The following is a 16,806-nucleotide window of genomic DNA, read 5'->3' as shown; positions in this document are numbered from 1 at the left end:
CAATCCGCGACTTCAACTGCCGGGACAAAGCCATGGCTGCTGCCATATCCGATGCTGTGCCTTTCGCAGCCCGCGATCGCGACCTTCGCAACCGCGCGCTGGTACGTGGTTGGCTCTATGTCGTCCTCCTCGTGCTGTTTGCGCTGGTGGTGGTCGGCGGCGCTACGAGGCTCACCGATTCGGGCCTGTCGATCACCGAATGGCAGCCGATTCACGGCGTCATCCCGCCACTCAATGATGCCGAGTGGCAGGAGGAGTTCCTGCGCTACCAGCAGATCCCGCAATATGCCGAACTCAACAAGGGCATGAGCATCGAGGCGTTCAAGTCGATCTTCTGGTGGGAGTGGGTGCACCGCATCCTGGCGCGTAGTGTCGGCGTGGTCTTCGCCCTGCCGTTGCTGTTCTTCTGGGCGACGCGCCGCATCGAGCGCGGCCTCGGCACGAAATTGTCGGGCATCCTCCTTCTCGGCGCCCTGCAGGGCGCGATAGGCTGGTGGATGGTGGCGTCCGGGTTGGCCGACCGGGTTTCGGTCAGCCAATACCGGCTGGCGACGCATCTGACGCTGGCGGCGCTGATCTTCACGGCGACCATGGTGGTCGCGCGCGGACTGGCCCCACACTCCGAACCGGCCGCCGACCGATCGACGCAACGTCTGGCCGGCTTTCTGGTGCTGCTGGCGCTGGTCCAGATCTATCTCGGCGGGCTGGTCGCAGGGCTCGATGCCGGCTTGAGCTACAACACCTGGCCGCTGATGGACGGCAAACTGGTCCCCGGCGACCTGCTGCTGCTCGAGCCGGCATGGCGCAATTTCTTCGAAAACCCGAAGACGGTGCAGTTCATCCACCGGGTCGGCGCCTACACGATCTTCGCGGTCGCGCTCTGGCACATGATTGCGACACGCCGGCGTCTGCCGGGCACGACGCATGCCCGACGCGCGACGCTGCTGTTCCTGATTGTCGTGGTGCAGGCGTCGATCGGCATCGGCACCCTATTGATGCATGTGCCGCTGCACATGGCCCTGACGCATCAGGCATTCGCGCTGTTCCTGCTGGGTTTTGCCGCCGCGCACGGGCGCGGCACCAAGGGCGCTTATCCGCTGCCCCACGAGATTGCTCTCAGAGGCTGAGCCGCACCGTCCGGATCGCCATGGCGATCGCCAGCTCGCGGTCCTCGTCGACCGCATTGCGATCTTCATGATGCCATGCAGCCGACAGGCAGCCATAGGCGATGGCGTGGTCCAGTATCGCGGGCGGCGACTGGCCGAGCGTTGCGGCAAAGACTTGCGCCATATGGCCGATCCGCCGCGTATCGAGGCAAAGATCGTCTCGGTCGAGTGGGTTGTAGAACATGTTGGCCGCGTCGAAGCCGGGGTCGCCGAGAACGCCCTTCGGGTCGATCGCCAGCCAGCCGCGCGGACCGTGCATGACGTTGTCGTGGTGCAGGTCGCCATGCAGCGGCCGCACGTCATGCGGATTGGACAGCAGCCGTTCCGCGATTTCGGCTGCTTCGACATACAGGCTCTTTTCGCCGGCGGCGCGATCGGCCTTGGCCTTTTTGAACAGGCTGGAGAACCGGGTCCGCAACGGCTGGAGATCCGGCGGGGCAGGGTGCTTCGACGGCGAGACCAGTCTTGCCATTACCTCGGCCGCGATCGCGGTGGCGGCATTGTCGCCTTGTTCGGCAAGATGGTGTGACAGCATCCTGTCGCCGGCGTATTCGAGCAGCATGCGGTGGCCGTCGCGGCCGAGCAGCCGCACCGCGCCTTCGCCGCGTCGCCAGGCGAGGAAATGCTCGCCACGCAACTCGTCCTCGACATCGTCGAAAGGCTTTAGATCCTTGACGATTGCCGGTGAGTCGTCCTCGCGAGCAACCTTCCAGATGCGGCTGCTGAAGGTTTCGGCGATGAGTTCGGGCGCGCCGACCTTCCAGCGCTTCGGAAATGCCGGCGCATCCATTCAGAGGCCGAGCATCAGATCCATGTTCTGCACGGCTGCACCCGAGGCACCCTTGCCGAGATTGTCGTAGACGGCAAGCAGCAGCGCCTGCGCCCTGTCGTCATTGGCAAAGACATAGAGCTTCATCCGGTTGGTGCCGTTGTAGATCTCCGGATCGATGTCAGGCATGCGTTCCTGATGCAGATACGGCGCCACCTCGACCACGCCACGATCAATGGAAGCAAAATGGTCGGCGATCGCCGCGTGAAGCTCAGCGCCGGTCGGTACATGGTCGAGACCGCCGAGTTGCAGCGGCACTACCGTGATCATGCCTTGCGCGAAATTGCCGACCGCCGGCTGCATGATCGGATCCTGCGAAAGCCTGGCATAGGTCCTGAGCTCCGGCACGTGCTTGTGCTGCAGCGTCAGCCCGTAGGGCAGGAATTCCGACGCATCCTCGCCCTTGGCGACATAATCCTCGATCATCGGCCGGCCGCCGCCGGAATAGCCAGAAATGCCGTTGACGGTGACCGGAAAATCGGCTGGCAACAGCCCCGCCGCAACCAGCGGCCGCAGCGTCGCGATCGGTCCTTGCGGCCAGCAGCCCGGATTGGCGACGCGCTTCGCCGAAGCGATCTTCTTCGCCTGGTCCTTGTCCATTTCGGCGAAACCATATTCCCAGCCCTCGGCGACGCGATGTGCCGTCGAGGCGTCGATCACCTTGGTGGTGTCATTGGCGATCAGCGAAACGCTTTCCTTGGCTGCCGCGTCCGGTAGGCAGAGGATCGCGACATCGGCGGCATTGAGGAACTCGGCGCGCGCTGCCGTTTCCTTGCGGCGCTCAGTCGGGATGGAGATGATTTCCAGGTCGCCGCGCTCGGCAAGCAGCGCCCTGATCTGCAGACCGGTGGTGCCGTGCTCGCCGTCGATGAAGATTTTCGGTTTCATTGCCTGCCAAAATTCCTGTTAGCTATATGCCGCTTGCCTGATTCAATCCGGCAACGCTGTGATTGCCCTGGTTCATTTCCTCGAGCCGGGCCTTTCGTTCCGCCAGCAGCCCGAGATAGTGCATGGCCACCATCGAGCCGGCAATTGCCGTTATATCGGCGTGATCATAGGCTGGCGCAACCTCGACGACGTCGGCGCCGACGATATCGACCTGGTTGATCTGGCGCAGCACCGACAGGATCTTTGCCGAAGACGGGCCTCCCGCTACCGGCGTTCCGGTGCCGGGCGCAAAAGCCGGATCCAGGCAATCGATGTCGAAAGTGACGTAGGTCTTCTTGCCGCCCGTACGGTCGACGATGGCATAGGCGATGTCGGACGCCCGCATTTCCTCCACTTCATGGCCATACAGGATCTTGATGCCGAACGTATCGGGCGCGTGGGTGCGGATGCCGATCTGGATCGACCGGTCGGGGTCGATGATGCCCTCCTTGACCGCACGGCCGACGAAGGAGCCGTGATCGATGCGCTTGCCGTCGTCGGGCCAGGTGTCCTGATGAGCGTCGAACTGCACCAGGGCCAGCGGGCCGTAGATGGCGGCATGCGCCTTGAGCAGCGGCCAGGTGACGAAATGGTCACCGCCGAGCGATAGCAGAAAGGCGCCGGATTTCAGGATCCTCGCCGCTTCGCGTTCGATCGTGGCAGGGGTCTTCTGGTGATTGCCGCTGTCGAGCAGGCAATCGCCAAAATCGACCACGGCAAGCTGTTCGAACAGGTCGCGCGAAAACGGATATTGCGGATCGTTGTCGAGGATGGCCGACGCGCGGCGAATCGCCTGCGGTCCGAAACGCGCGCCCGGCCGATTGGTGACCGCCGCGTCGAAGGGAATGCCCCACACCACCGCATCGGCGCCCTTCACGTCCTTCGAATATTTGCGCCGCATGAACGACAGCGCGCCGGCATAGGTCGGCTCGAACGACGCGCCCGTCCTGGAGCGGGTGGTGAAGGCGTGATCGATGGTCCTTGGCGGCATGAAGCGATCTCCTGTGCGTCGACGCGCAACCTTATTGGCCATAATTCTCAGAATTGCGACCCCTTCGGAAGAACATGGCTATTCGGCCCGGTCACAAATCCTTGCTTGCCAGGAGAGCCCCGCATGGCTGGCCCGGAGATTGCCTAGTTAGCAACCGAAAGTAGCCGCTACGGCCGTTTCGGCCGGCATTAACCTGATTTTCCAGCGTTTGCGAAGCCGGCTTCGTTCACTAGGCTGTCACGAGCGTCGCTTAACCGGGTGTCGATCCGGTACGGAGCGATTCTCATGCGAACGACCTGTCTCATGCGAACGACTTGGCTGAGCCTTCTGCTTTCCGCGGCGCTGGCGGCCTCCCTTGGCCATGCATCGGCAGGCGAAACGCGCGCCAGGCAGATTCTCGACCGGTTCGAGCACGCCAACCAATGGCGCGACCATGTGATGGTGGCCGCGCACCGCGCCGGCGGCATGCAGGCCGGCAAGACGCTCTATCCCGAAAATTCGATCGCCGCCGTCGAGGCGTCGATTGCAATGGGCGCCGAAATCGTCGAGGTCGATATCAGGCGCTCGAAGGACGGACAGTTCGTCGTCATGCATGACAGCTGGCTCGACCGCACCACGAACTGCAAGGGCGAGGTGGTCAAGCGCACGCTGGCCGAACTCAAGACGTGCCGGTTGGTGATCGAAGGCACCGGCGCCTTTACGGGCGAGACAGTCTCGACGTTGCGCGAAATGTTGATGGCGACCAGGGACAGGATCCTCATCAATCTCGACAATAAGCTCGATACCGAAAGCCTCGCCGGCATGGTCGCGGTCGCGCGCGACCTCGGCATGGCCGAACAGGTGATCGTCAAGGAGAACCTGTGGGATGCGGAGAGGATCGCCACGGTTGCGGCCGCCATGGACGCGATCGACGGCGGCTTCCAGTTCATGCCGATCATTGCCGACGATGCGGTTCACGACGCCATGTTTGCCGAAAAAGTCAGCCGGGCGTTCCCGGTGCGGGCGATCGAACTGATCAATTGGCGGGCTGGCGCCGAGACACTGACCGAGACCGGCGGCCCGCTGTTCAGCCCGCGCATGCGCGCGCTGGCGGTGAGGGGTGACTGGCACATCTGGGCCGACACCTATGCCATCGTCAACAAGCCGGGTGGCTTCCTCGCCGGTGGCCGCGGCGACGAGCTGGCGGTCGCGGCCAGCCTGCCGCGCGAGACTTATGGCTTCTGGGTCGAGCGCGGCGCCACCATCATCCAGACCGACGAACCGAAGGCCGCCATCGATTGGCTGGCGGCGAACGGTTTTCGCGTGCCCTATGCCGGCCCGGCCGAGCCGGCGAATACGGCCAGCATTAACTAGGAGCGGCGGTCGCGCTGCCGGACATCTCCCCCACGAGGGGGGAGATTGGCTCATCACCGCCTTCGCTAGTCTCCAACACCGGCTGGCGGCACCTCGCGCCTCGTGCGCAGGTCAAGCGGCCATCGCCACGCCCTCTAGCGCCTCGAGCGCATCCTCCGGCAGCGCGAGATCGCCTGCGGCGAGGTTCTCCCTGAGATGCGCAACTGAAGACGTGCCGGGGATCAGAAGAATGTTGGGCGCGCGGCGAAGCAGCCAGGCGAGCGCGACCTGCATGCGCGTGGCGCCGAGGCGTGCGGTGACCTTGGACAAGGTCGACGACTGCAGCGGGTTGAAGCCGCCAAGCGGGAAGAACGGCACATAGGCGATGCCGCCGTGGGCCAGATCGTCGATCAACGCATCGTCGCCCCGATGCGCCAGATTGTACTGGTTCTGCACGCAGACGATCTCGCAAATCCTGCGGCCTTCGGCGATTTGTGCAGCGGTGACGTTGCTCAGCCCGATGTGACGCACAAGGCCCTGTCGCTGAAGCTCGGTAAGCGTTGCAAGCGGGGCCTCGATCGACCCTTCGGCGGGGCCATGCGCGTCGAACATGACTCGAAGGTTGACCACCTCCAGCACGTCGAGCCCGAGATTGCGCAGATTGTCGTGCACCGCCTTGGTCAGCTCGTCGGCCGAGAAGGCCGGCAGCCATGCTCCGTCCCGGCCGCGCCGGGCGCCGATCTTGGTGACGATAACGAGGTCGTCGCGATAGGGTGCGAGCGCTTCGCGGATCAACAAATTGGTGACGTGTGGGCCATAGAAGTCGCTGGTGTCGATGTGATTGACGCCCTGCGCAACGGCTTCGCGCAGCACGGCCAATGCCGCATCGTGGTCCTTTGGTGGGCCGAAGACGCCGGACCCTGCGAGCTGCATGGCGCCGTAGCCGAGCCGTCTGACTTTGCGGTCGCCGAGGATGAATGTGCCGGACTGGTCGACGCTGGACATAGTCTTTCTCCTTCAGGGAATGGTGCACAGATAGACGGTGTCCGATCTCGCGATAATTGGGTACAATTCGCACGGGCTGTGCGGAATGACGAACAATGCAGATTGATCTCGGGGATCTGAACGCCTTCGTGGCCGTAGCGCGCGCCAAAGGTTTTCGGGATGCGGCACGCGCCAGCGGCGGCAGTGCGTCCGGCTTGAGCGAGGCGGTGCGCCGCCTGGAGACGCAGCTCGGTGTCAGGCTGCTCAACCGGACGACGCGCAGCGTCGTCCTGACGGAGGCCGGCCAAGGCTTGCTGGCGCGGCTCGGTCCAGCCTTGACCGAGGTGGAGTCGGCGCTGGACGTGGTGAACGGCTTTCGCGACAGGCCGGCCGGCTCGCTGCGCCTCAATGTGCCAGTCAGCGCGGCGCGACTGGTCCTGCCCAGCATCGTGCCGCGGTTCCTTGCCGCCTATCCCGGTATCCGGCTGGAGGTGATCGCCGAGGAGAGCTTTGTCGACGTGCTGGCGGCCGGCTGCGATGCCGGCATCCGTTACGACGAGCGGCTGGAACAGGACATGATCGCCGTGCCGATCGGGCCGCGCGTGCAGCGCTTCGCCACCGCCGCCAGCCCGGCCTACCTGGATCGTCATGGCCGGCCGCAACACCCGCGCGACCTGCTCGGCCACGCCTGCCTGCGCGGCCGCTTTCCCAGCGGTGCGATAACGCCATGGGAGTTCGAGCGCGACGACGAGGTGGTGCGGGTCGATCCGACGGGGCCACTGATTGTGGGGATCGGCGGAGCAGCCGATTTAGCCGTTGATGCAGCGATCGCCGGCACCGGAATCGTGAAGCTGTTCGAGGACTGGCTTCGCCCGCATTTCGAGAGCGGTGCACTCGAACCCGTCCTCGAACCCTGGTGGCAGAGCTTCTCCGGGCCGTTCCTCTACTATCCCGGCCGGCGCCTCGTACCGGCGCCGCTGCGGGCGTTCGTCGACTTCATCAAGGCATTGCCGATGAACTCTGACATCACGGGCACGGCACAAAGAAAAAGGCCACCCGAAGGCGGCCTTTGAACTCTGTGTAGCTTCGCAGCGCTTAGCGCTTGGAGAACTGGAAGCTCCGGCGGGCCTTCGCCTTGCCGTACTTCTTGCGCTCGACCACGCGGCTGTCACGGGTCAGGAAGCCGCCCTTCTTGAGCACGGCGCGCAGCGCCGGCTCGTAATAGGTCAGCGCCTTGGAGATGCCGTGGCGCACGGCACCGGCCTGGCCGGAGAGGCCGCCGCCGATGACGGTGGCAACGATGTCGTACTGGCCGGCGCGGTTGGCAGCGATGATCGGCTGGTTGAGGATCATCTGCAGAACCGGGCGCGCGAAATATTCGGCGAACACCTTGTCGTTGACGACGATCTTGCCGGAGCCGGGCTTCACCCAGACACGGGCGATGGCGTTCTTGCGCTTGCCGGTGGCATAGGCGCGGCCCGATTTGTCGAGCTTCTGGACATGGACGGGTGCAGCCGGCTGGGTGTTGGTGTTGCCGGTGGCAGTTCCGAGTTCTGCGAGCGAGGAAAGCTCAGCCATCTTACGAAACCTTCTTGTTCTTGGCGTTCAGCTTGGCCACGTCGAGGACGACGGGCTGCTGGGCGACATGCGGATGTTCCGTGCCTGCATAGACGCGGAGATTCTTCATCTGGCGACGGCCGAGCGGGCCGCGCGGGATCATGCGTTCGACGGCCTTCTCAACGACACGCTCGGGAAAGCGGCCCTCGAGCAGCTGCCGCGCGGTGCGTTCCTTGACGCCACCGGGGTGACCGGTGTGCCAGTAATAGACCTTGTCGGTGAACTTCTTGCCGGTGAACACCACCTTGTCGGCATTGATGACGATGACGTTGTCGCCGTCGTCGACATGCGGGGTGAAAGTGGGCTTGTGCTTGCCGCGAAGATGATTGGCGATGACAGTGGCGAGACGGCCGACGACGAGACCCTCGGCGTCGATCAGCACCCACTTCTTCACCACATCCGCAGGCTTCTGCGAAAAGGTTGTCATGGATTGTTGCTTTCGGTTCGGACCTTCAAAAGAAGGCGTTTCTTGTTGCTTGGATTGGCGAAAGGCACTTGCCCGCCGCCAATAACAAAACGGCGGCCTTTGCGGGCCGCTGTTCCGTGAGGGCTTATAGGAGAGAGCGGCGACTACGTCAAGGCGCGTGAAAAGCCATCTCTGGGGTAAAATCAAGCAAAAACAATGATTTGAGCACAAGGTATTATTTTACCACATCTCCAATCCGCTTTGGCGGGATCGAATAGGTGCCCGTTGCGTGCGCTACCGTGTGTCCCTCCGGGCCGGCGACGATGTCGATATCGAACACCATCAGGCTCTTGCCGAGCTTGAGGATGCGGCAATGGCCGTCGATCGGCCCGGCCTCGGCCTTGCGGACAAAATTGATGTTGAGACTGGTGGTGACCGAAAGTGCATCCGGTCCGGCATGCGAGAGCACGCAGACATAACCGCCTATGTCGGCCAGCGTGAACAGCGCCGAACCCGATACGGTGCCGCCGGGACGCAAATGGCGCTCGTCAGCATTGAGCCGCACAACACAGCCGCCTGGAAACACCTCCAACGCCTCGTAGAAGGTGAACTGGTCGTTGAGCTGCGGGAAAACAGTCGCCACAAGCGCGTTGACGTCAGCAGCCGTCAGCACCGGCTTGAGATTGCTTTGAGCAGGCATGGCGGTCTCTCGTTGTGCCTTCCTGTTTGAGCGCAGCGTGCCGTTTCTGGCAACAGCCATTCATTATGGCAGAGGCGGAGTGTTGGACGAAGCGAGACCCGCATACTAGATTAGTCCATCACCGATCCGGAATCGCGGAGGAATGACCCATGGCCGAAATCGTCGCCATCAAGCCTGCCGTTGCTGAAGGGCCGGTCGCCGCCCGGCTGGATAAGGGCGTGTTGCGCCTGACGCTCGCCAATCCGCCGGCCAATGCTCTTTCGCTTTCAGTGATGGCGGCGCTGATGGCGGAACTCGACCGCGCCAAGGCCGACAAGTCCGTCCGCGTCATCGTCCTTGGGGCGGCCGGCAAAGTGTTCTGCGCCGGGCACGACCTCAAGGAGTTAAGCACGCACCGCGCCGATGCCGATCACGGCAGGGCCTTCTTCGAAAAGACGTTTTCCGCCTGCGCTTCACTGATGCAGGCGATCGTTCGCCATCCCAAGCCGGTGATCGCCGAGATCGATGGCCTGGCGACGGCGGCCGGATTGCAGCTGGTCGCCAGCTGCGACCTCGCCATCGCTTCGCACGAGGCGACCTTCTGCACGCCTGGCGTCAATATCGGACTGTTCTGCTCGACGCCGATGGTGGCGCTGTCGCGCAATGTCTCGCGCAAGCACGCCATGGAGATGCTTTTGACCGGCGAAACGATCGAAGCGGCAACCGCCAAGGAATTCGGCTTGGTCAACCGCGTCGTGCCGCGCGAATATCTGAATCAGATTGTTACCAAATACGCGCAAACCATTGCTGCCAAATCCTCCCTGGTCGTCAAGATCGGCAAGGAAGCCTTTTATGAGCAGGCGGAAATGGGGCTGGCCGAGGCCTATGATTACACCGGGCGCGTCATGGTCGAGAACATGCTGGCGCGCGATGCGGAAGAGGGCATTGGCGCCTTCATCGGCAAGCGCAAGCCGGAATGGCCGGAGGAATAGGAGGCGGATATGGAACCGCGCATCTCCATCATCACCATCGCCACCGACGATCTCGAGCGCGCCACGCGCTTTTATGAGGCGATGGGCCTGACCCGCCATGCCGGGATCACCGAGGGCGTTGCTTTCTTCCAGATGGGTGGCGCCATCCTTGCCCTGTTTCCGCGCCCAAGCGCCGAGGAGGATTCAGGCGTGACCTTCGGCAACGCGCCGTCGGCCGTCTACCTCGCCTACAACACCCGCTCCGACGCCGAGGTCGATGCAGTGTTGGCGCTGGCCAAGAAGGCCGGCGGCCGTATCGTCAAGCCGGCGCAACGGGCCTTCTGGGGTGGCTGGTACGGCTATTTCGCCGATGCGGACGGCCATGTCTGGGAAGTGGCGCACAATCCGGCTTTTCCGATCGCGGAAGACGGATCGATTTCGCTGCCGGCCTGACGAGGTTCCCCTCTGGCTCATCGCAAGCAACTGACGCGGCTGTTGGCACCTCACTCCGAAGCGCTGTATGACGAGGCATGAACCACGACGCCTACGACAACGCCTATATCGCCGGCATCCTCAATTCGGTGAAGACCATCGCCATGGTCGGCGCGTCGGCCAACGATGTGCGGCCGAGCTATTTCGTGCTGAAATATCTGCTCGGCAAAGGGTTTTCGGTGTTCCCGATCAATCCCGGCCAGGCTGGCAAGGCGATTCTAGGCCAGATGACCTATGCCAGACTCGCCGACGTTCCAGGACCTGTCGATATGGTCGACGTGTTTCGCGCTTCCGCTGCCGTGCCGGGCATTGTCGACGAGGTGTTGCGGCTCGATTCGCTGCCGAAGGTCATCTGGATGCAGCTTGGCATACGCCATGACGAGGCGGCCGCACGCGCCGAAGCCGCCGGCATCAAGGTGGTGATGAACCGTTGCCCCAAGATCGAATATGGCAAGCTGTCCGGCGAGATCGGCTGGACCGGCGTCAATTCCGGCGTTTTGTCGTCGAAGAAGCCGCTGATGCGGCCGGGATTCCAGAGCTTCGGCGTTCGCCAGAAGTAGGTAGTGAATAGTGAATGGTGAATAGAAGGATTTTTCTGGAAGGCGGGCAAGGCGGCATATGAGCCGCTTGCAATCAGGGTGGGGCTGGCCGACTTTGCCATTCACCATTCACCATTCACCATTCACCATTCACCATTTACTATTGAGGGAGGTTTTCGATGGCCCGCACGCCCGGTTTCAACACGCTCGCCGTCCATGCCGGCGCCAAGCCGGATCCGGCGACTGGCGCGCGAGCGACGCCGATCTACCAGACGACCTCCTTCGTCTTCGACGATGCCGATCATGCCGCCTCGCTGTTCGGGCTGAAGGCGTTCGGCAACATCTACACCCGCATCATGAACCCGACCCAGGCAGTGCTGGAAGAGCGCATCGCGGCACTCGAAGGCGGCACGGCAGGCCTTGCGGTCGCCTCCGGCCATGCCGCGCAGGTGCTGGTCTTCCACAATCTGATGCAGCCGGGCGACAATTTCGTTTCAGCGACAAAGCTTTACGGCGGCTCGATCAACCAGTTCGGCCACGCCTTCAAGAATTTCGGCTGGCAGGTGCGCTGGGCCGATACCAACGAGATCTCGACCTTCGAGAGCCAGATCGACGACAGGACCAAGGCGATCTTCATCGAAAGCCTGGCCAATCCGGGCGGCGTCTTCGTCGATATCGAGAAGATCGGCGACATCGCCCGCAAGCACGGCCTGCCGCTGATCGTCGACAACACGCTGGCCTCGCCTTATCTGCTGCGGCCGATCGAGCATGGCGCCGACATCGTCGTGCATTCGCTGACCAAGTTCATCGGCGGCCACGGCAACTCGATCGGCGGCGCCATCGTCGACGGCGGCACCTTCGACTGGTCGAAGTCGGGCAAATATCCGATGCTGTCGGAGCCGCGCCCCGAATATGGCGGCCTCGTCCTGCACGAAACCTTCGGCAATTTCGCTTTCGCCATTGCCGCCCGAGTGCTCGGGCTGCGCGATATCGGCGCGGCGATTTCGCCGTTCAACGCATTCCTTATCCTGACCGGTCTGGAAACCTTGCCGCTCAGGATGCAGCGTCACTGCGACAATGCGGCGGCGGTCGCCGGATGGCTTTCCAACCATCCCAAGGTTGCCTGGGTGTCCTATCCCGGCCTGCCCGGCGACAAGAACAACGCGCTGCAGAAGAAGTACTCGCCGCTCGGCGCCGGCGCGGTGTTCACTTTCGGGCTGAAGGGCGGCTATGCCGCGGGCATCAAGTTCGTCGAGGCGCTCGAATTGTTCTCGCACCTGGCCAATGTCGGCGACACCAAGTCGCTGGTCATCCACCCGGCATCGACCACGCATCGCCAGCTTTCCGACGAGCAGAAGATCAACGCCGGGGCAGGGCCGGACACGGTCAGGCTTTCGGTCGGCATCGAGGACGTCAACGACATCGTCGCCGATCTGGAACAGGCTCTCGCCAAGGTTTGATCGCCATGACCACGCCGAAATTTCTTTCCGTCGGCGTCGACACCGTCGAACCGGAACTTGGCGCACCGGCGCCGGATCGCCTGATTTCGGGCGATCCGAAATTCCGCACTTGGAATGTCGAGGAACAGGACGGCGGCCTCTATGCCGGCGTCTGGGAAGCGACGCCAGGCAAATGGCGCATCGAATATGATGAGTGGGAGTTCTGCCACATCCTGTCAGGGGTTTCGGTGATCGCCGAAGACGGCGGCGATGCACGCACCGTCAGGGCAGGCGACAGCTTCGTGCTCAGGCCGGGCTTTAGAGGAAGCTGGGAAGTGCTTGAAACGACGCGCAAGGAGTATGCAATCAAGCTTTGATCTTGCATCGCGCCGGACTTTACAAAAGGCGATCGATGTCCGTGTCGGAAAAATCCGTATCGGCTCATCATGTCGCGGTGCCATGAAACTTCAGGGTGAATGTGACCGTCACGTTCGATCCGTTTCCGGCCGCGGGCCGGTGTAGCGGAGAATCCAGAGCCCCTGGTTCTTGTCAGTTATGTAAATGAAGCCGCGCCGGTCCACGACCACGTCCTCGGTCTGAACAACCAGCTTGTCTTCCGGCATAGGGCCGTAGCGTCGGACTGGCTCCGGCGGGATGAAGTAGCCGACCTCGCGCGGAAGCCGAGTATTCGAGACGTCATAGACCCTGAGCCCAGCGTTGAAGTGCGCGATATAGAACAGATCGCCTTGTTTCTGGACATCGGGATGATGCTGGTGGTGGTTGATGTTGTGCGGTCCGCGCCAGCCGCCACGAGTTGTGAAATCCGAATAGGGAGCGCCTTCGGGTGGCACTGGTTCGGGCAACAGCGACAGCAGAAAGGGTTCACTGGAATCGGAAATATCGACGATCGAAGCGTGATGCATCGGACCAAGTCCATAGGTGACGTTCTCCGAATTGGCGAAGGCAATGCCGCGCTCTGGAATCGGCAGCACGCTATGCACACCGAAGCGCGAGTGAAACGGAGGGCTGAAGCTCAGGCCGCCGACCTGCCTCGGCTGGGAGACGTCGCTAATATCGAGCACAACGATTCCGGCCGCACCATAAGGCAAATAGACAAGATCGCCAGTGACATAAGGCGGGCCGTGCAGCGAGACATCCTCGCCCGTGCTGGCGCAGAAGGCGCCGCACATGCATTGCGGCTTCAGTCGCAACCGGTAGCGATCGGCGGTCTCCTGGTCGGCGGCGGGCTTCGCAGCCGCAAAGCTCTCGCCGCCGGCCTCGTGCTGGCCCGGCACCCACCAGCGTCCGGCTTCGCGCGGATTCGAGCGATCCGAAATATCGAGGATGACGTAGATGTTGCCCCTGTAACCCGGCATGCCGGCGGCAAGGTGGACATAACGTCCACCGGGATAGAGGTTGCGATGCGTGCCGTTTCCGCCGGTGCGGTAGTGACTGAGTTGTTTCGGATTGATGGGGTCCGCGATATCCCAGATCAGAACGCCTTCGCCGAACGGTGCGTCGGGGTCACCGCCGAAATTAGCAAAGGGCTTTTCGAGGGCGGTCACCATCGTGTCGCCGGACAAATCTATTTGTAGAGTCCAAGTATTCGTGCCGAGATAGGGCACGAACTTGACCGTCTCGGGCTTGGCCGGGTCGGTCACGTCCACGATGCTCCAGCCGGAGTGCCAGAAGTGCCCAGTGTAGAGATACCAACGTTCGCCAACCTGCCTGATCGCCATTTTGAAGGCTGGGCGATGATCGAGATCGGTATAGCCCACTGCTTCGACATTGTGGGCGAAAGCGCCAGGGGGCGCTGGCGACGAAGCTGGAACGGGTTGGGCAAGGGCCTCGCAGACAAGACCGGATTGAGATGTCGCGGCGATCGTCGCGCCGATGAGCGGCACTTTCAGCATCTGGCGGCGTGAAATCTCGGAATTTTTCAAAGCGCGTCTCCCGGATTTTGCAGCTTTCCGGATTTTGCAGATTCCGATACTTTCCGTCCAATATCGTTTGAGCCATGGGTAATTCTATTTGGGAAATTAAAGGCTGAAGATGAACCACAAGCTGATGCAGTCCTTCATGGCCGTCGCCGAAGAGCTGCATTTCGGGCGCGCGGCAGCGCGCTTGCATATCTCACAGCCGCCCCTGACAAAGCAGATCCAGCAACTGGAACAGGCGATGGGTGTGCGCTTGCTGGAGCGCACCAAGCGCAAGGTCGAACTGACTGCGGCGGGGCGTGTGTTCCTTGATGAGGTTAGGGCCGTGCTTCAGCAGACAGAGCAGGCGGTGGAGCTTGCTCGCAAAGCCGATCGTGGCGAAACCGGCCATCTTGCTGTCGGATTCATCGACGCGGCTATCTACAGCGTGGTGCCTTCTGTCGTCCAACGCTTCACCAAGCGCTATCCCGAGGTCGAGTTGAGCCTGACCGACCTACGCATTCCCAATCAAGTCAGGGCTGTGGCCGAACGCCAGCTCGATATCGGTTTTGTTCATCCTCCCGTCGTTCACAACGCATTGAAGGTCGAAAGCATACTGGTCGAACCCCTGATCGTGGCCTTGCCGGAAACGCATCGACTGGCCTCGGAAGCAGAGGTCGCGCTAGCCGACTTGGCCTCCGAAGCGTTGATTCAGTTCCCGCGCAGCATCAATCCATCCCTCTATGACGAGATCGTGGGGTTGTGCCGTTCATCCGGGTTCAGCCCGAGGATCGTTCGAGAAGCAACGCCGAAGCAGACAATCATCGGACTTGTATCCGTCGGGCTGGGCGTCTCGCTGCTGCCCGCCTGTCTGCAAAATTTGCGCCGGAGCGGCGTCGTTTATCGCCCTATCCAGGGACGAACCTTGTCTATCGACACTTCAATCATCTACCGGCATGAACAACCCTCGCCGGTGCTGAAGGCCTTCCTCGACATCGTCCGCGAGACGACGCAAAAAGATTCAAATCCCGTCTCTCTTCAAGCTTCATGACCGAATTTCTATAGGCATCCGGGATTGTTAGTGTGAGGTCCTGCTTCCGGCAGCTTCATCGTTCGATCAGCGATTATTTGGCACTCGCGACCCTTGAGATGTTACCTATTTGACCGGAATTCGCCGGAGCCGGCTTTCAAAGCCTGTCGTCGGAAGCCGTCCTCAGATTCTGACGGCAAGCGTTTCCAGCCCGTGGAAATGATACGTGTCACGGAAGCGCGGCTGCTCGGCAAGATGCAACTGCGGTAGCCGGTCGAACAGGGTTTTCAGCGACACCTGCAGTTCGAGCCGGGCGAGCGGCGCGCCGATGCAGAAATGGATGCCGGCGCCGAACGATACGTTCTTCTGGTCGGCGCGGTTCGGCCTGAAGGCGAGGGGCTCGGCAAAGGCGACTGGATCGCGATTGGCCATGCCGAGCAGCAGACCGATCGTCTCGCCCAGCTGGACGATGATCCCCGGCCCGGCCTCGACCTCCTGATAGGCGTAGCGCGTGAACATGTGTAGCGGCGCGTCGAAGCGCAGGCACTCTTCGACCGTCGCGGCTGTTGCTTCCGGTGAGGCGAAGAAGCGGCGCGGGTCGCCGCCTTGCGCAAGGATCGAGCGCACCGCATTGCCGGTCTGGTGGACAGTTGCTTCATGGCCGGCATTGAGCAAAAGGATGGCCGAGGACACCAGTTCGTCCTCCGACAGTTTCTGGCCGTCCTCCTGTGCCGCAATCAGCAGCGACAGAAGATCCTCGCCCGGCCTCTTTCGCCGCTCGGCGACGTAGCCGCGCAGAAAATCGGAAAAGTCGCGCGCGGCGCGATTGGCCGTGTCCTCCGTCTCGCGGGTGCGGCCATGCATGTACATGGCGACCATCCGATGCGACCAGTCGAGCAGCTGCGGCCCCATGTCGACCGGCACGCCGAGCATCTCCGCAATGATGGTGATCGGCAAGGGAGCTGCGAATGCCGGCAGCAGGTCGACTCCTCCTGGTTCGAAACGGTCGATCAGTTCGTTGGCCAGCGCCTCGACACGTGGCCTGAGCCGCTCGACCTGGCGCGAGACGAAGGCGCGGTTGACCAGCGTTCTGAGCCGTGTGTGGACAGGCGGCTCCAGCTCCAGCATCGAATTGGCCTCGATGCCGTCGAACGCGCTGAGGTGCGTGCGGTCCTGACCGATGCCTCGGCTGTCCGGAATGCCGGCCGGGTTCTGCCGGCCGAAGCGGCGATCGCGCAGCAGCCGGTTGACGTCGTCGAAGCCGCCAAAGCACCAGAAACCAAACTCCTCCCAGAAGAAGGCGTTCGATGCGCCATGCAGGAAGGCGTAGGCTTCGTACGGATTCTGGAAGAACGCCGGCTCGTGCGGACCGAGCCGCAGGCGGCGGGTGGCTGGATCAAAGGCAAGGTAGGGCGGCTTCAATTCGGTCATGCCGGATCATTAGCGCGGCTTGCCAGTCTGGTGCCAGACCGTATGTTGGCCCTCCCG

At 62.5% G+C, this 16,806-nt stretch carries 18 protein-coding genes; 9 read left to right on the top strand and 9 right to left on the bottom strand.

Features of this window, described 5'->3' with window-relative positions:
• Positions 1-32: 32 nt before the first annotated feature.
• The gene (locus NKH37_RS19990) at positions 33-1,127 is read left to right on the top strand and encodes a COX15/CtaA family protein (RefSeq protein ID WP_353005514.1); all 1,095 of its coding nucleotides are present in this window, start codon (positions 33-35) and stop codon (positions 1,125-1,127) included.
• Here the strand turns inward: NKH37_RS19990 and NKH37_RS19985 are convergent.
• Genes NKH37_RS19985 through speB form a run of 3 tightly spaced genes read right to left on the bottom strand, consistent with a single transcriptional unit; the run spans position 1,117 to position 3,913 of the window.
• Entirely contained in the window at positions 1,117-1,956 is an 840-nt protein-coding gene (locus NKH37_RS19985; protein WP_023717310.1) for an aminoglycoside phosphotransferase family protein, read from the bottom strand. The two genes, NKH37_RS19990 and NKH37_RS19985, sit on opposite strands and share 11 nt — an antisense overlap.
• On the bottom strand, positions 1,957-2,883 hold the full coding sequence (argC, locus tag NKH37_RS19980) for an N-acetyl-gamma-glutamyl-phosphate reductase (protein WP_023717311.1): 927 nt from the start codon (positions 2,881-2,883) through the stop codon (positions 1,957-1,959).
• Between the two features lie 22 nt (positions 2,884-2,905).
• Positions 2,906-3,913, bottom strand: a complete 1,008-nt coding sequence (speB, locus tag NKH37_RS19975; RefSeq protein WP_352481211.1) for an agmatinase — start codon at positions 3,911-3,913, stop codon at positions 2,906-2,908.
• 303 nt (positions 3,914-4,216) lie between these two features.
• On the opposite strand from speB, the gene NKH37_RS19970 reads away from it, so the two are divergent.
• Entirely contained in the window at positions 4,217-5,266 is a 1,050-nt protein-coding gene (locus NKH37_RS19970) for a glycerophosphodiester phosphodiesterase family protein (protein ID WP_023717313.1), read from the top strand.
• 111 nt (positions 5,267-5,377) lie between these two features.
• Here the strand turns inward: NKH37_RS19970 and NKH37_RS19965 are convergent, their stop codons facing one another.
• A complete protein-coding gene (locus NKH37_RS19965) occupies positions 5,378-6,250 on the bottom strand; it encodes an aldo/keto reductase family oxidoreductase (RefSeq protein ID WP_353005512.1) in 873 nt (290 codons plus the stop codon).
• Between the two features lie 95 nt (positions 6,251-6,345).
• Between NKH37_RS19965 and NKH37_RS19960 the strand changes: the two genes are divergently transcribed.
• Positions 6,346-7,302, top strand: coding sequence for a LysR family transcriptional regulator (locus NKH37_RS19960; protein ID WP_023717315.1), 957 nt, complete (start codon positions 6,346-6,348; stop codon positions 7,300-7,302).
• Between the two features lie 22 nt (positions 7,303-7,324).
• Here NKH37_RS19960 and rpsI read toward each other — a convergent pair whose 3' ends face one another.
• From rpsI to NKH37_RS19945, 3 genes are all read right to left on the bottom strand, one after another.
• Complete coding sequence (rpsI, locus tag NKH37_RS19955; protein WP_023717316.1) at positions 7,325-7,807, bottom strand: 30S ribosomal protein S9; 483 nt, start codon at positions 7,805-7,807, stop codon at positions 7,325-7,327.
• Position 7,808: 1 nt separating this feature from the next.
• On the bottom strand, positions 7,809-8,273 hold the full coding sequence (gene rplM / locus NKH37_RS19950; RefSeq protein ID WP_023717317.1) for a 50S ribosomal protein L13: 465 nt from the start codon (positions 8,271-8,273) through the stop codon (positions 7,809-7,811).
• Between the two features lie 214 nt (positions 8,274-8,487).
• On the bottom strand, positions 8,488-8,952 hold the full coding sequence (locus tag NKH37_RS19945) for a PaaI family thioesterase (protein ID WP_023717318.1): 465 nt from the start codon (positions 8,950-8,952) through the stop codon (positions 8,488-8,490).
• A gap of 149 nt (positions 8,953-9,101) precedes the next feature.
• Here NKH37_RS19945 and NKH37_RS19940 point away from each other — a divergent pair, with 149 nt between their 5' ends.
• The 5 genes from NKH37_RS19940 (at position 9,102) to NKH37_RS19920 (ending at position 12,749) form a co-directional block, all read left to right on the top strand.
• Positions 9,102-9,923, top strand: a complete 822-nt coding sequence (locus NKH37_RS19940; RefSeq protein ID WP_353005511.1) for an enoyl-CoA hydratase — start codon at positions 9,102-9,104, stop codon at positions 9,921-9,923.
• A 9-nt stretch (positions 9,924-9,932) separates the two neighbouring features.
• On the top strand, positions 9,933-10,355 hold the full coding sequence (locus tag NKH37_RS19935) for a VOC family protein (RefSeq protein WP_353005510.1): 423 nt from the start codon (positions 9,933-9,935) through the stop codon (positions 10,353-10,355).
• Between the two features lie 77 nt (positions 10,356-10,432).
• Complete coding sequence (locus NKH37_RS19930) at positions 10,433-10,954, top strand: CoA-binding protein (RefSeq protein ID WP_353005509.1); 522 nt, start codon at positions 10,433-10,435, stop codon at positions 10,952-10,954.
• A gap of 158 nt (positions 10,955-11,112) precedes the next feature.
• Positions 11,113-12,393, top strand: coding sequence for an O-acetylhomoserine aminocarboxypropyltransferase (locus NKH37_RS19925; protein WP_353005508.1), 1,281 nt, complete (start codon positions 11,113-11,115; stop codon positions 12,391-12,393).
• A 5-nt stretch (positions 12,394-12,398) separates the two neighbouring features.
• Positions 12,399-12,749, top strand: coding sequence for a cupin domain-containing protein (locus tag NKH37_RS19920; protein ID WP_353005507.1), 351 nt, complete (start codon positions 12,399-12,401; stop codon positions 12,747-12,749).
• A 108-nt stretch (positions 12,750-12,857) separates the two neighbouring features.
• Here the strand turns inward: NKH37_RS19920 and NKH37_RS19915 are convergent, their stop codons facing one another.
• Positions 12,858-14,315 (bottom strand): LVIVD repeat-containing protein, encoded by a 1,458-nt coding sequence (locus NKH37_RS19915; RefSeq protein ID WP_352449344.1) that lies wholly within the window; start codon positions 14,313-14,315, stop codon positions 12,858-12,860.
• A 109-nt stretch (positions 14,316-14,424) separates the two neighbouring features.
• Here NKH37_RS19915 and NKH37_RS19910 point away from each other — a divergent pair, with 109 nt between their 5' ends.
• A complete protein-coding gene (locus NKH37_RS19910) occupies positions 14,425-15,339 on the top strand; it encodes a LysR family transcriptional regulator (RefSeq protein ID WP_352682001.1) in 915 nt (304 codons plus the stop codon).
• 162 nt (positions 15,340-15,501) lie between these two features.
• Here NKH37_RS19910 and NKH37_RS19905 read toward each other — a convergent pair whose 3' ends face one another.
• Positions 15,502-16,749 carry a cytochrome P450 gene (locus NKH37_RS19905; RefSeq protein ID WP_353005506.1) on the bottom strand — a complete coding sequence of 416 codons (1,248 nt, stop codon included), beginning with the start codon at positions 16,747-16,749 and terminating at the stop codon, positions 15,502-15,504.
• Positions 16,750-16,806: the final 57 nt, after the last annotated feature.

Source organism: Mesorhizobium sp. M1217, from assembly GCF_040318275.1.
Lineage (GTDB): Bacteria > Pseudomonadota > Alphaproteobacteria > Rhizobiales > Rhizobiaceae > Mesorhizobium.
This window is presented reverse-complemented; position numbering and strand designations above follow the sequence as displayed.